Raw genomic sequence first — 13595 nt, forward strand, 5'->3', positions numbered from 1 at the left:
GCGGCTTCGGACGGCGGACCGTCCGGAGCCGCCGCGCCGTTTCGTCCGGCCGGACCTCAGTGCTGGTTGGCGATCAGGATCAGACCCAGGATCCACAGCAGCAGCGTGACGATCCCGAGTACGAACCCGGCCTGCGCCACGCCGCGGTTGGTGGCCTCGCCGCGGGCCACCCGGGTCAGCCCGATCCGGCCGAAGATGATCGCCAGGATGCTGGCCGGGCCGATCAGGAACCCGACGATGCCCAGCACCAGCGCGGCCGTGCCCATGCCGTTGCGGCGGCGGACCGGGGGAGCGCCGTATCCGCCGTAGTCGTAGCCCTGGCCGCCGCTGTAGGTCGGGTAGGCCTCGGGGGGCAGCGGGGGCGGGGGCGGGTACTGCTGGTCCGGGCCTGGGTACTGCTGGTCCGGCCCCGGGTACCGGGGCACCTCTCCCGGCTGCTGCTCGGGCTCCTGATTGCCGGGGCCCGGGGTCACCGCGGAGGCGGGAGGCTCGATGATCGGAGAGGAAGGAGGCTGAACCGGCTCTTCCGGCTCTTCCGGCGACCGGTCCGCGGGCTTGTCAGAGCTCTGCGAAGATGGCGGGGTCTGCGGGCTCTCGGGCTCCGCCGGCTGGTCCGGCTTCGGGGACCCCGAGGACTCCGAGGACTCCGAAGGTTCCGGCGGTTCCGGGGGAGTTGTCGTCATGGAGGCCAATTGTCTCCATGACTGCCGGTTCAATCCATACAGACACACGGTGAACGGCGGCCGAAAGTTGTGTTCGGAGCCGTGCGAACTTGTGAGACCCGAAAAAGCTACTAACGAGTAGGACATAAGGTAGTAGGCATGCGCCGCGCGAAAATCGTTTGTACCCTGGGCCCCTCGGCCGGAACCCTAGAGCAGCTCACCGCCCTGGTGGAAGCCGGCATGAATGTGGCCCGCCTGAATCTCTCCCACGGTTCCTATGAGGACCACGAGGAGCGATATCGCAACGTCCGGCAGGTCGCCACGACCAGCGGCCAGGCCATCGGCATCCTGGTCGACCTGCAGGGCCCCAAGATCCGCCTGGGAACCTTCGCCAACGGCAAGGAGGTCCTGGCCAACGGCGCGCAGTTCACCATCACTACGCGCGAGGTCGCCGGGGACGCCACCATCTGCGGCACCACCTACAAGGGGCTGCCCGGCGACTGCAAGCCCGGCGACAAGATCCTGGTCGACGACGGCAAGCTGGCCCTGGAAGTGGAGAGCGTCAGCGACACCGACGTGGTGACCCGGGTCCTGGAAGGCGGCCCGATCTCCAACAGCAAGGGCATCAACCTGCCCGGCGTCTCGGTCTCGGTTCCGGCGCTGTCCGAGAAGGACGAGCTGGACCTGCGCTGGGCCCTGGGCAAGCCGGAGACCGGCCACGGCAACCCCGGCGTGCGCGCCGACATGATCGCGCTGTCCTTCGTGCGCGACGCCGCCGACATCGAGCGCGTCCACGAGATCATGGACGAGATCGGGCACCGGGTCCCGGTGATCGCCAAGATCGAGAAGCCGCAGGCGGTGGCCAACCTGGACGCCATCGTCGACGCCTTCGACGCGATCATGGTGGCCCGCGGCGACCTGGGCGTGGAGCTGCCGCTGGAGCAGGTCCCGATGGTGCAGAAGCGCTGCATCACCCTGTCGCGCCGCAACGCCAAGCCGGTCATCGTGGCCACCCAGATGCTGGACTCGATGATCACCAACTCCCGCCCCACCCGCGCCGAGGTCTCCGACGTGGCCAACGCGGTCCTGGACGGCACCGACGCGGTGATGCTCTCGGCCGAGACCTCGGTCGGCGCCTACGCGGTGCAGACCGTGGAGACCATGGCCAAGATCATCACCGCGGCCGAGGAGGAGACCCTGTCCGCCGGCTTGAAGCCGGCCCTGAGCAAGCCGCGCACCAAGGGCGGCGCCGTCGCCCGCGCGGCGGCCGAACTCGGCGAGAACCTGTACGCCAAGTACCTGATCGCCTTCACCGAGAGCGGCGACACCGCCCGCCGGCTGTCCCGCTACCGTCCCCCGACACCGCTGATCGCCTTCACCCCGCACAACGAGATCCGCAACCAGCTCGCGCTCAGCTGGGGCATCCGCACCTTCTGCAGCCCCGAGGTCGAGCACACCGACGACATGGTCCGCCAGGTCGACACCGAGCTGCTCCAGCTGGAGCTGAGCAAGACCGGCGACACGGTCGTCATCATCGCCGGCTCCCCGCCCGGCATCCCCGGCTCCACCAACGCGGTCCGCGTCCACCGCGTCGGCGACGCCATCAGCGGCGTCGCGCCGGCCTACCGCGAGGAGCGGTAGGGCGGGCCTGTTCGGCCCGGCGGCCTCATGAGGAGTTGCCGGGCTGGTGATTTTCGCGCTGCGGCGCTGTTCCGGATCCGGGGCGGCGTCGTTTTCGCTTTTTGGGGGTGGGGGGCCGGGCTGACTCAGAGCGCGTGCCCGATGCGGTTGATCTGTGGGTTTAAGGGCTTTTCTTACGGCTTCGCGCATGGTTTACGGGATCCGCTGGTGGCGCAGTTCGGGTGAGCGTTGCGGGTCGCGTTGGCGGCCGGCGGTTCGGCTGGGCACGACCGCGCATGAGTCCGAGTCACTGCGCACACGTTGATCTGGCGGCCGTCTGCCGCGTTTGGTGGGCACCTAAGATCAAGAGCAGGCGCCTCCGGCGGGCGCTCTACAGCGGGGGGTGCCCCCTGCTGGCCTGCTTGATGCCGGCGGTCCGCGACTGTTCGGCTTTGTCTTCGTGCGTGGGCGCGCCTCGGTGTTCGGTGGCGGTGCTGCTTGTGGTCGCCAGTGTTCCGGGTCCCCCGAACACAACCCCTATTGGTGCGTGGGCTGTTGGTGGGGCGCGAAAAAGCCCGTCCATCGTTGCCGATGAACGGGCTTCGGGCCTTGCCTCGCGATATGTGCTCCGGGTGGGACTCGAACCCACACTGAATGGTGTTTGAGACCATCTTCTCTGCCGATTGGAATACCGGAGCAGCATTCTTGGTGCGAGCCGGGCCATTTCGCGCAGGCGCGAACGGTTCCCGCTCGGCTTCAGCATACCGAACCGCAGACCCACCCCCGCAACCGACTTCCCCGCAGGTAGGCTCGTACTGAAAAGAAACCGGCACCGCCGCCCAGTGAGGACCCCATGGCCACCGAGTCCACCCCTGCCCGTCGAGTGATCATTGCCGAGGATGAGGCGCTGATCCGCTTGGACCTTAAGGAGATGTTGCAGGAGGAGGGTTACGAGGTCGTCGCCGAGGCTGCTGACGGGGCCGCGGCGGTGCGGTTGGCCGAGGAGCATCGGCCGGATCTGTGCATCTTCGATGTGAAGATGCCGGTGTTGGACGGGATCACGGCTGCCGAGCAGGTGATCGAGGCTCGGATCGCGCCGGTGCTGATCCTCACCGCCTTCTCGCAGCGGGAGCTGGTCGAGCGGGCGGCTGAGGCCGGGGTGATGAACTACCTGGTGAAGCCGTTCACCAAGGAGAAGCTGGTGCCGGCCATCGAGATCGCGGTGTCGCGGCACACGCAGCTGACCGCGCTGGAGGGCGAGGTCGCGGACCTGGCCAGCCGGTTGGAGACGCGCAAGCTGGTGGACCGGGCCAAGGGTGTGCTGCAGACCGCCCACGGGATGACCGAGCCGGAGGCCTTCCGGTGGATCCAGAAGACGTCCATGGACCGGCGGATGACGATGCGGGAAGTCGCCGAGGTGGTCATCAGCGGGTCGACCGCGGTGGGGTCGCCGGCCGGGGGGCAGCCGCAGACGCCGGCCAAGGCCGAGTGAGGCACCATAACGATCTTGTGATCCGGCCGGTGGCTGTGACGGGTGTCACGCCGCCGGCCGTTGTCGTGTCCGGGGCTTGATCGACGCGTGCGCGGTGCCTGCGGGGGGCGGCTTCCGTAATATGCCCGCGGCCAGGACGCTGATTACCGTGCTCCGGTGACCCCGAGGCGGCGGGCTTCGAAGATCAACGGACCTCAACTCCGTACCCTGTCGGGAACCATGCCACTTGCGGGCTTTTGGCTCTGGTGAGCGCCTCGGCCCGGTTGGTAACGAGAGCATCACGCGATCTCCGACCCCCTCCCCACGCGTGACGTTCGGCACTAGCCTTCCCATCACCCATTGTGGTGACCGCGTGAATTCGGACGAGTACCAATGCCCAATCGGCTCCGGTGCTCGTCCGACGATCAGGGAGGATCTGGAAGTGCGGACCATCAACCGAGTGCGGGCCGGCGCTTTGATTGCCGCGGGCGTGTTCGCGCTTTCGGCTTGTGCCGGCAGCTCGTCGAAATCGTCGGGCAGCTCTTCGTCAAGTTCCAACGGGAGCGGAAGCTCCACTTCGGCCGCCAACAACGGCAAGCCCACGCTGGAGATCGGCGTGCAGGGTCCGTTGTCGGGCGCCAACCAGGCCCTGGGCCTGAACATCGACTGGGGCGTCAAGCTCGCCGTCCAGCAGGAGAACGCCAAGGGCGACCTGCCCTTCAACCTGGCCGTCAAGGAAGCCGACGACCAGGGTGACCAGTCCAAGGGCGCCGACGCGGCGAACCTGCTGATCCAGGACACCAAGGTCGTCGGCCTCGTGGGCCCGGCCTTCTCCGGCCCGACCGCCGCCGCGGGCAAGCTCTTCTCCGACGCCCACCTGGTGGCCGTCAGCCCCTCGGCGACGCGTCCGTCGCTGACGTCCTCGGGCTTCACCACCTTCTACCGCGTCGTGGCCAACGACGACGTGCAGGGTCCGGCGGCCGCCGACTACATGGCCAAGGTGCTCAAGGCGCCGAACGTCTACGTGGTCGACGACAAGTCGCAGTACGGCCAGGGTCTGTCCACCGCGATCGTCGCCGAGCTGAAGAAGGACGGCGTCACGGTCGAGACCGACAGCGCCGCGGCCGGCACGCAGGACTACTCGCAGCTGGCCTCCAAGGTCGCCGGCTCGCCGGCCAAGGCCATGTACTACGCCGGCTACTACGCCGACGGCGGCGTGTTCGCCAAGGCGCTGAAGGCGGCCGGCTACGGCGGCACGATGCTCTCCGGCGACGGGTCGAAGGACCCGAACTTCATCACCACCGCCGGCCAGGACGCGGCCCAGGGCTGGCAGTTCACCTGCCCGTGCCTGGACGCCGGCAGCGACCCGAAGTACGCGGCCTTCGCCACGGCCTACAAGGCGCTGGCCAACGCGGCCCCCGGCACGTACTCCATCGAGGGCTACGACGCCGCCAACACGATCATCAGCGTCCTGAAGAGCCTGAACACCGCCACCCCGACCCGTCAGGCCGTGGCCGACGGCGTGGGCAAGGTGGACTACCAGGGTCTGTCCAAGGAGATCAAGTTCACCCCCACCGGTGACGTCTCCGGGACCTCGATCTACGCCTACAAGATCAGCGGCAATGACATCACGCTGATCGGCGACATCTCCAAGCTGATCGCCGGCAGCTGACCTGAGACAGGGCCGGTGCCCGCACCCCTTCGGGCGGGCACCGGTGCACCGCCCACTGATCTCCCGGCGCCCGGGTCAGCCAGGCCCGACAGCGTCGCAAAGACGACGACACCCGCGAGCCGTGGCCCGCTGAAATTTCACAGCGGGCCACGGCTTTCGCGTGGCATCGGGCCACCCCCGCAACCCTGACGCCTCCTGCACAGGAAGCCCTTTATGTACATCACCCAACACTTTTGGGAGCTGCTGTTCCAAGGGATCAGGCTCGGCTCCCTCTACGCCCTGATCGCCATCGGCTACACCATGGTCTACGGTGTGCTCCAGCTGATCAACTTCGCTCACAGCGAGGTGTTCATGTCCGGCGCCCTGGGCGGCGTGTTCATGCTCACCGCGCTGGTCGGGACCAACGGCAACACCCCCAGCGGCTTCTCCGCCGTCGAGTACACGGCCCTGGCCCTGATCGCCGGTGCGGCGGTGGGCGCGGCGATCGCGTTCTCGCTGGAGCGCGTGGCCTATCGGCCGCTGCGTAAACGCCACGCTCCGAAGCTGGTCTACCTGATCACCGCGATCGGCGCCTCGATCTTCCTGTACAACCTGGCCGGCAAGCTGTTCGGCCGCAACAACCTGCAGGTCCCGGAGTCCTTCCATTCCGGAAAGGTTTTCGTCCTGCCCGGTACCGGCCCCTCGGGCCCGCGCACCGTCCGGACCCTGGACATGCTGATCATCATCACCGCGGTGGTCATGATGGTCGCGCTGGACCTGCTGATCAGCCGCACCAAGCTGGGCGCCGGCATCCGGGCCGTGGCCCAGGACGCCGAGACCGCGCAGCTGATGGGCGTGGACGTCAGCAAGGTGATCTCCCGGACCTTCATCATCGGCGGTCTGCTGGCCGGCGTCGGCGGCGTGCTCTACGCCATGTTCCACGCGGTGAACTACACGATGGGCTTCGTCCCGGGCATCAAGGCGTTCACCGCCGCGGTGCTCGGCGGCATCGGCAACGTCCGCGGAGCCATGCTCGGCGGTCTGCTGCTGGGTATCGTGGAGACCTTCAGCCAGGGCATCTTCAAGCTGGAGTGGGTCGACGTGGTCTCCTTCGTGGTGCTGGTCGCCGTGCTGCTGATCCGGCCGACGGGCATCCTGGGCGAGCGGACGGGGAGGGCGGCGTGACGACCTCGATCTCCGAGCTGTCGGCACAGGTCCGGCAGCTGCGCAGAAGCGACTCCTGGTGGAAGAACCCGATGATCGGCCGGCTGGCCGCCATCCTGGCCGCCGCGCTGGTCGTCAGCATCCTGACGAACAAGGTGCAGGGCTCCTCGTCCGACTACACGCTGCTGTTCAAGAACAGCTGGTTCTCCGGGCGCGGCGCCGGCTTCCTGGTCGGCGGCGTGGTGCTCTGGTTCCTCGCCGAGGTCTGGCGGATCCGGGGCCTGAGCCGGATCGCCTCGCAGGCCACGGCGCCGGTGCGGCAGGTCAAGGACATCAAGGCCCTGAAGAACATCTGGGTCAAGCGCACCTCGCTGCTGGTCCTGGTCGTGGTGGCCGTGATGCTGCCGACCCTGGGCATGTTCACCCTGCCGTACTTCCAGTCCGTGCTGGCCGGCCAGGTCGGCGTGTACGTGCTGGCCGCGCTCGGGCTGAACGTGGTGGTCGGCTGGGCGGGCCTGCTGGACCTGGGCTACATCGCGTTCTTCGCGATCGGCGCGTACACCACCGCCATCTTGTCCGGCAAGCTGCCCATCGGCGCCGACGGCAACCCCGAGGCGCACCCGCCGATCCACCTGAACCTGTTCTTCGCCTTCCCGATCGCGGTCCTGCTGACCATGACCGCCGGTCTCATCCTGGGCGCCCCGACGCTGCGGTTGCGCGGGGACTACCTGGCGATCGTGACGCTGGGCTTCCACGAGATCGTGCTGACCATCGCGCGGAACAACCCGAAGAACATCACCGGCGGCCCGCTGGGCGCCACCGGCATTCCCACGTTCCGGTTCAACCTGTTCGGCATCCACTACGACTGGGACACCACCGACTCCAAGCCGTATTGGTACCTGGCGATCGCGCTGATCATCATCGTGGTGTTCGCCTTCCGGCGGCTGGAGAACTCCAAGGTCGGCCGGACGTGGACGGCGATCCGCGAGGACGAGGTGGCCGCGGCCGCCTCGGGTGTGCCGACGGTGAAGTACAAGCTGATGGCCTTCGCGATCGGCGCCTCCACCTCCGGCTTCGCCGGCGTGCTGGCGACGGCGAAGATCACCGCGATCACCCCGGAGAACTTCCCGCTCGCGGTGTCCATCTTCGTGCTCGCCTACGTCATCTTCGGCGGCATGGGCTCGCTGACCGGAGTGATCGTCGGCGCCTCGCTGATGACCTTCCTGCCGGCCTTCCTGCAGGGCCCGCCCTCGTGGTTCAACGGCGGCCAGCCGGTGGTGGACCCCAAGGACATCCCGATGTGGATCGGCGCGATCCTGCTGGTCATGATGATCTTCCGGCCCCAGGGCCTGATCCCGTCCAAACGCCGGGCGCAGGAGCTGGCCCAGGCCGAGCACGGCGTGGGCGACGCCGACGCGATGACCGAGCCCGCGGAAGGAGTGGCGCCGTGAGTACGAGCACTGAGACGGTGCCGCAGCCGCGGGCCGAGCAGGGCCGGGCGGTGCTGCGGGCCGAGGGCGTCACGCTCCGGTTCGGCGGCCTGACCAGCCTGGACCACGTCGGCCTGACCCTGCACAGCGGGGAGGTCCTGGCGGTCATCGGCCCCAACGGCGCCGGCAAGACCTCGCTGTTCAACAGCCTGACCGGGGTGTACCTGCCCCAGGAGGGCTCGATCGAGTTCATCCCGGACGGCGGCTCGCCGGTCCCGCTGGTGCGCCTGACGCGCGTCACCCGCCGCCGCGCCAGCCGCAAGCCGCACCTGGTGAACCGCGCGGGCATCTCGCGCACGTTCCAGAACATCCGGCTGTTCAACGCCCTGACGGTCCTGGAGAACGTCCAGATCGCCGCCGAGACCCGCAGCGCCTCCGGCCCGGTCGGGGTCATGCTCGGGCTGCCGCGCAACCGCAAGAACGAGCGGGCCGCGCGGAAGCACTCGCGCGACATGCTGGAGTTCGTGGGGCTGCGCGGCAAGGAGAGCGACATCGCCGGCTCGCTGTCCTACGGCGACCAGCGGCGTCTGGAGATCGCCCGCGCCCTGGCCAGCGACCCGAAGGTGCTGCTGCTCGACGAGCCGGCGGCCGGCACCAACCCCTCGGAGAAGCTGGGCCTGGCGCAGCTGATCACCCGCATCAACACCGAGCTGGGCATCAGCATCCTGCTGATCGAGCACGACATGCGCCTGGTGATGTCGGTCGCGCACCGGATCACGGTGCTGAACTTCGGCAAGGTGATCGCCTCCGGCGCGCCCTCCGAGGTGCAGCAGAACCCGGCGGTCATCGAGGCCTACCTGGGCAGCGAGGCGGCCGAGGAGGCGGTGGCCGAGGCGGCAGCGGAGGCCGAACCGGTGCCGGCGGCGCCGGTGGTCGACGCGGTGCAGGCCGAGGCTGGGGCGGCGGCTGCTGAGGCTGGGTCCGAGCCGGCTGAGGCTGCGGCTGATGAGGCTGAGTCGAGCACAGCTGCCGAGTCCGAAGCCGACGCGCCGGTGATCGAGGCCGCGGCCGAGGAGACCCCGGCCGCTGAGGAGTCGTCGGAACCGGCTGAGGAGCCGGCAACCGAGGAACCCGCTGCCGAACCCGCGGCGCAGGAGTCCCCGGCCACCGAGGAATCCGCCAGCGAGGAATCCGCCGCCGAGGCTCAGGCCGAGGCGCAGGCGGCTTCGGCCACCGAGTCCGCCGAGACCGAGTCCGCCGAGACCGAGGCTGCCGAGTCCACCGGGACCGCCGAGGAATCCGCCCAGGAATCCGCTGCGGAAACCGGCTCCAAGACCGGATCCCCGGCCCGCGACACCAACGAGGAGGGGTCCGCATGAGCGAGGCGACCACCATCCCCGGTCCGCGCACCGAGACGTCCTCCGCCGAAGGCACTCCGCTTCTGGAGCTCCGTTCGGTCGAGGTCGCCTATGGCGGCATCGTGGCCCTGAAGGGCATAGACCTGGAGGTCCGGCAGGGCGAGATCGTGGCCCTGCTCGGTGCCAACGGCGCCGGCAAGACCACGACCCTGCGCACCGTCTCCGGGCTCCTCAAGCCGCGCTCCGGCGAGGTCCTGTACGCCGGCGAGGCCCTGACCGGCATCCCGGCGCACAAGATCGTCCAGCTGGGCATCGGCCACTCCCCGGAGGGCCGGCGCATCTTCTCCCGGATGACCGTCCTGGAGAACCTCCAGATGGGCGCCTACCGCTTCAAGTCGGTCTCCCAGAAGGACCTGGACCAGGTCTTCGAGCTGTTCCCGCGGCTGCACGAGCGGCGCACCCAGCTCGGCGGCAACCTGTCCGGCGGCGAGCAGCAGATGCTCGCCATCGGCCGGGCCATGATGGGCCAGCCCAAGCTCCTGCTGCTCGACGAGCCCTCGATGGGTCTGGCGCCGCTGATCGTGGCCCAGATCTTCGAGATCATCGAGCGCATCAACGCCCTGGGCACCACCATCCTGCTGGTCGAGCAGAACGCGGCGCAGGCGCTGAAGCTGGCGAACCGGGGCTACGTCCTGGAGACCGGCGAAGTCCGGATGAGCGCTCCGGCCTCGGAACTGCTGAACGACCCGCGCGTCCGCGAGGCCTACCTCGGCGAGACGGCGGAAAGTACCGAGAGCACCGAGAGCACCGAGAGCACGGAGTAGTACCGGCAGTACCCCATCAGCGGCCGTCGTCCCTCGCCCTCAGGCGTCGGACGACGGCCGCTGTGGTTCTAGGCCAAGCGCTCCATGGCCGCCTCCAAGAACGCGTCACGCCGCCGCTCCAGCGTCGGCCGATCGAGGTCGGACCGTCCCTGGTCCTGGATCACCGGCGTGAACTCGGCCATCGTCGGCGGCGTGCTCAGCGCGGCCACGACGTCCCAGTACGCCAGATCCTCGACCCGGCCCTGCCCGCTGCCCGTCAGATAGCCGGCCAGCACCGCCTCGGCGTACTCCCCGCCGAACATCAGCGCCGCGTCCAGCCGGATCGAGGCCACGTCCAGGCCCGGCTCCCCGATCCCGGCGCAGTCCCAGTCCACGAACCCGCTCAGCCCCGCGCCGACCCACAGCGTGTTCCCCAGCCACAGATCGCCGTGGACCAGCCCCGGGTCGCCCTCGGGAACCGGACGCCGCGCCACCGCCTCCTCGGCCGCGAGCAGCAGGTCGCTCGCGCCCTGGCGCCGGCGCGCGCCGGCGAAGTCGACCGATTGGATCGGCCGGGTCTTGTGCGCCATCCCGTCCAGCGCGCCGAGCGGCACGCCGCGCAGCGCGGCCGTGGCCCGGCCGTACTCGGCGAGCAGCTCCGGCGTCGGCTCCTCCGGGACGCGGCTGCTGCCCTCGACCACGGTGCTCAGCAGCGCCAGCGCGCCGGCCTCGGCGCCGGTCGGGTCGTGGGCGATCAGGCGGGCGCTCGGGACGCCGTGCTGCTCGGCGATCTCCAGCAGCCGGGCCTCGACGCCGAAGCCCTCGCGCTGCTCCTGGTTCTCGGGGTCGCCGACCCGCAGCACCACGGCCCGGCCGTCGTCCAGGCGCAGCATCCACGGGTTCGAGCCCTCGCGCAGACCCGCGGCGCCGGCCAGGGTCGCCCGCGAGTGGCCCGGCAGCGTCAGGCGCGTGAGGACCCATTCCAGTACCGGCTCGGCGATCTCATTCATGGTGCAAGACCATACGCACCGCCCCTCACAGGGCGCCCAGGCCCCCGATCGACGATGTGCGGCTCAGGAGAACGGCCACGTCCGCGCCGGCAGCGGTGCCCGCACCGTGGGGCCGCCCTCCCCGTCGGAGAACGTGAAGCCGTTCACCGTCGCGTCGCGCGGCACGTCGTAGTAGATGTCGAGCTCGTACCGGTCGTGCGACCCCACCTGCGCGATCTCCAGCGGCTGGCGCTTCACCTCCTGCGCGGGGTAGGAGACCGGGATCGAGGCCCCGGCCGTGGTCGTCAGCGCCGTCTTGTGGGTGTCGAAGGAGTGCGTGAACGTGTCGACGTTGGTCAGCGCGATCCGGACCAGGCAGAACTGGCCGTCCGCCTCCTGCTCGCCGTGCGTGCCGATGACCTCCGACAGCCCGCAGGACATCCGCAGCGGCTCCACGACGATCTTGCCGCTGGTGTACGGGCTCTGCGACGGCAGTACGATCTCCTTGGGCCGCAGCGTCTCGTTCACGGGGTCCGGCGCCAGGGCCGGCCCGGAGGCGGCAGCGGCCTTCGCGGATCCCGCGGCGGACGCGGCCGGGCCGGTGTGGGACGCGGCGGGCCGGGCCGCGACGGCGACCGCGGTGGCCACCGCGGCCCCGGCGAGCAGGCTGCCGAGCGCGACGACGGTGTCGCGGCGTGCGGGTCGAAAGGTCACGTTCCTTGGATACGCCGGGCCCCGTGTCTTGTATAGCCCTGTGTAGTTGTACGGCCCTGCGAAGCCCCTCAGATCCCGCACGCCTCGTAGAGCATCTCCGTCACCAGCCCCGGCCGCAGCTGCGCGACGAACACCTGCTCCACGGGCTCGCTCTGCCCGGCGGCCGGTCCGGTGGTGTGCGCGGTGAACTCCACGCCCAGATCCTGGCTCCAGCGCGGCGCGTGCTCGCAGTCGTCGACGTGCCAGTGCGTCGACACGCGCGCCGTCTGTCCCGGGACCACCGTGACCGGCAGCTCGGTGCCGGTGATGGTGACGCCGGGCCGGAACGCGGTGACCTTGTCCACGCTCCACGTCTGCGCCCCGGCCGACTCGACCGTGAAGGTCAGGTCGAAGCCCTCCGGATCGTCCGGCGCGCCGATCGGCTGCGTGGCGTCGATCGCGGAGGCGGAGATCTCATCGCCGGGCCGTGCGCACTGCGTGGCCCGCTGACGCATATACGTGTCCCATATAGCGTCGGTGAGCGGATAGGCGTAGTCGTGGCCTGCTTCGGGATTCTGCGGAGTGCTGATGCTATAGCGAACCGTGATCGGCAATACCGGAAGGAACCCATATACGTCGCATGCATATGGAAGCGTTACCGGTACCGAAGCAGTGCTGCCCGCACCCAAACCTTGGGCCGGCCACATGGAGGCCGACCCGAGCCGCGTCCCCACCGCATCCCACAGCTCAGCGCTGACCACCTCCAGCCGCGTCGCGGCGTTGTTGGTCAGCTGCAGGCCCAGCACTGCGTGGTCGGCACTGTTCCCGGCCTGGAGTGTGGTGGTGCCCAGCCGGACCTTGTACAGGTCGACGTCCATCTGTGAGGGCGTCGGGACCGGCTGCGGCGCCGCCTCCCGCCGCCCGGCCGCCGGCCACACGGCCAGGGCCAAGACGGTCGCCGCGGCGCACACCCCGGCGATCCGGACTCGGCGGGGGAGTCGCCTGATGCGCGCGTCGAGGCCCTCGGGCCCGTCGTCGCCGCCGCGGATCGTCTCCCGGTCGCTGGTGGCCGAGTTCGGCCCTTCCCCGGGCAGTGAGTCGTCGTCGACGAGCTCGATGACGAGTTCGTCCTCGTCGTCGCCGGGTTCCGGATCGCCTCCCATGGGCGCATTGTCCGTCCGGTGTGGACCTTGCGCCAGAGGATCAGCGGTGCGTTGTCGGCGCACCGCCGCGGGTCATCCCTTGACCAGGCAGGTGATGCGGCTGGTGCAGACCCGCCGGCCGTCCTGGTCGGTGACGACGATCTCGCTGACCACCAGCGTGCGCCCGGCGTGCAGCACCCGGCAGGTGCCGGTGACCAGGCCCTCCTTGGCCGAGCGGTGGTGCGTGGCGTTGATGTCCACGCCGACGACCTGCTTGTCCACGCCGGCGTGCAGCGAGGCCATCAGCGAGCCCAGGGTCTCGGCCAGCACCACCGAGGCGCCGCCGTGCAGCAGCCCGTAGACCTGGGTGTTGCCGGCGACCGGCATGGTCCCGACGATCTCCTCCTTGGTCGCGGAGGTGATGACGATGTCCATGCGCTCGGTCAGGTGGCCGGCGCCGATCTCGTTGAACATCGCCGCGATCTGATCGGCCTCGGACACCTGGTTGTTCTGGTCTATCGACATCGCGGGGCCTTCCTCGGGCGGGACAGGGCGGGACGGGGCAGGGCCGGCGCCGGGGCTCAGGCGCACGGCGGCAGCGGAAAACTACAC

General features: G+C 69.6%; 12 protein-coding genes and 1 tRNA gene. 7 read left to right on the top strand and 6 right to left on the bottom strand.

What is annotated here, in order from left to right; all coding sequences use genetic code 11:
• Positions 1–56: 56 nt before the first annotated feature.
• Complete coding sequence (locus ABIA35_RS25000; RefSeq protein WP_370344884.1) at positions 57–683, bottom strand: DUF4190 domain-containing protein; 627 nt, start codon at positions 681–683, stop codon at positions 57–59.
• Positions 684–821: 138 nt separating this feature from the next.
• On the opposite strand from ABIA35_RS25000, the gene pyk reads away from it, so the two are divergent.
• The gene (gene pyk, locus ABIA35_RS25005) at positions 822–2303 is read left to right on the top strand and encodes a pyruvate kinase (protein ID WP_370344885.1); all 1482 of its coding nucleotides are present in this window, start codon (positions 822–824) and stop codon (positions 2301–2303) included.
• Between the two features lie 603 nt (positions 2304–2906).
• Here pyk and ABIA35_RS25010 read toward each other — a convergent pair.
• Positions 2907–2980 (bottom strand) — tRNA-Leu (locus ABIA35_RS25010).
• Between the two features lie 155 nt (positions 2981–3135).
• Here ABIA35_RS25010 and ABIA35_RS25015 point away from each other — a divergent pair.
• The 6 genes from ABIA35_RS25015 (at position 3136) to ABIA35_RS25040 (ending at position 10180) form a co-directional block, all read left to right on the top strand.
• A complete protein-coding gene (locus tag ABIA35_RS25015) occupies positions 3136–3774 on the top strand; it encodes an ANTAR domain-containing response regulator (protein ID WP_370344886.1) in 639 nt (212 codons plus the stop codon).
• Between the two features lie 421 nt (positions 3775–4195).
• On the top strand, positions 4196–5425 hold the full coding sequence (locus ABIA35_RS25020) for a branched-chain amino acid ABC transporter substrate-binding protein (protein ID WP_370344887.1): 1230 nt from the start codon (positions 4196–4198) through the stop codon (positions 5423–5425).
• 213 nt (positions 5426–5638) lie between these two features.
• Positions 5639–6589 (top strand): branched-chain amino acid ABC transporter permease, encoded by a 951-nt coding sequence (locus ABIA35_RS25025; protein ID WP_370344888.1) that lies wholly within the window; start codon positions 5639–5641, stop codon positions 6587–6589.
• A complete protein-coding gene (locus tag ABIA35_RS25030) occupies positions 6586–8019 on the top strand; it encodes a branched-chain amino acid ABC transporter permease (protein ID WP_370344889.1) in 1434 nt (477 codons plus the stop codon). Before ABIA35_RS25025 ends, ABIA35_RS25030 begins: the two co-directional genes overlap by 4 nt.
• Complete coding sequence (locus tag ABIA35_RS25035) at positions 8016–9377, top strand: ABC transporter ATP-binding protein (RefSeq protein ID WP_370359512.1); 1362 nt, start codon at positions 8016–8018, stop codon at positions 9375–9377. Before ABIA35_RS25030 ends, ABIA35_RS25035 begins: the two co-directional genes overlap by 4 nt.
• Positions 9374–10180: an ABC transporter ATP-binding protein gene (locus ABIA35_RS25040; protein ID WP_370344891.1), complete on the top strand. Its 807-nt coding sequence runs from the start codon at positions 9374–9376 to the stop codon at positions 10178–10180. The genes ABIA35_RS25035 and ABIA35_RS25040 overlap by 4 nt, the downstream gene beginning before the upstream one ends.
• A gap of 68 nt (positions 10181–10248) precedes the next feature.
• On the opposite strand, the gene ABIA35_RS25045 is transcribed toward ABIA35_RS25040, so the two are convergent.
• The 4 genes from ABIA35_RS25045 to ABIA35_RS25060 form a co-directional block, all read right to left on the bottom strand.
• Entirely contained in the window at positions 10249–11169 is a 921-nt protein-coding gene (locus tag ABIA35_RS25045) for a phosphotransferase family protein (RefSeq protein ID WP_370359513.1), read from the bottom strand.
• Between the two features lie 63 nt (positions 11170–11232).
• Positions 11233–11862, bottom strand: coding sequence for a hypothetical protein (locus ABIA35_RS25050; protein WP_370359514.1), 630 nt, complete (start codon positions 11860–11862; stop codon positions 11233–11235).
• A 68-nt stretch (positions 11863–11930) separates the two neighbouring features.
• On the bottom strand, positions 11931–13004 hold the full coding sequence (locus ABIA35_RS25055; protein ID WP_370359515.1) for a hypothetical protein: 1074 nt from the start codon (positions 13002–13004) through the stop codon (positions 11931–11933).
• Between the two features lie 72 nt (positions 13005–13076).
• Positions 13077–13508 (bottom strand): PaaI family thioesterase, encoded by a 432-nt coding sequence (locus ABIA35_RS25060; protein ID WP_370344895.1) that lies wholly within the window; start codon positions 13506–13508, stop codon positions 13077–13079.
• Positions 13509–13595: the final 87 nt, after the last annotated feature.

This window comes from Catenulispora sp. MAP12-49, from assembly GCF_041262705.1.
Taxonomy (GTDB): domain Bacteria; phylum Actinomycetota; class Actinomycetes; order Streptomycetales; family Catenulisporaceae; genus Catenulispora.

Coding starts and splice junctions, on each gene's coding strand:
- ABIA35_RS25000 (WP_370344884.1), bottom strand. CDS start 683: ATGACGACAACTCCCCCGGAACCGCCGGAACCTTCGGAGTCCTCGGAG.
- pyk (WP_370344885.1), top strand. CDS start 822: ATGCGCCGCGCGAAAATCGTTTGTACCCTGGGCCCCTCGGCCGGAACC.
- ABIA35_RS25015 (WP_370344886.1), top strand. CDS start 3,136: ATGGCCACCGAGTCCACCCCTGCCCGTCGAGTGATCATTGCCGAGGAT.
- ABIA35_RS25025 (WP_370344888.1), top strand. CDS start 5,639: ATGTACATCACCCAACACTTTTGGGAGCTGCTGTTCCAAGGGATCAGG.
- ABIA35_RS25040 (WP_370344891.1), top strand. CDS start 9,374: ATGAGCGAGGCGACCACCATCCCCGGTCCGCGCACCGAGACGTCCTCC.
- ABIA35_RS25045 (WP_370359513.1), bottom strand. CDS start 11,169: ATGAATGAGATCGCCGAGCCGGTACTGGAATGGGTCCTCACGCGCCTG.
- ABIA35_RS25055 (WP_370359515.1), bottom strand. CDS start 13,004: ATGGGAGGCGATCCGGAACCCGGCGACGACGAGGACGAACTCGTCATC.
- ABIA35_RS25060 (WP_370344895.1), bottom strand. CDS start 13,508: ATGTCGATAGACCAGAACAACCAGGTGTCCGAGGCCGATCAGATCGCG.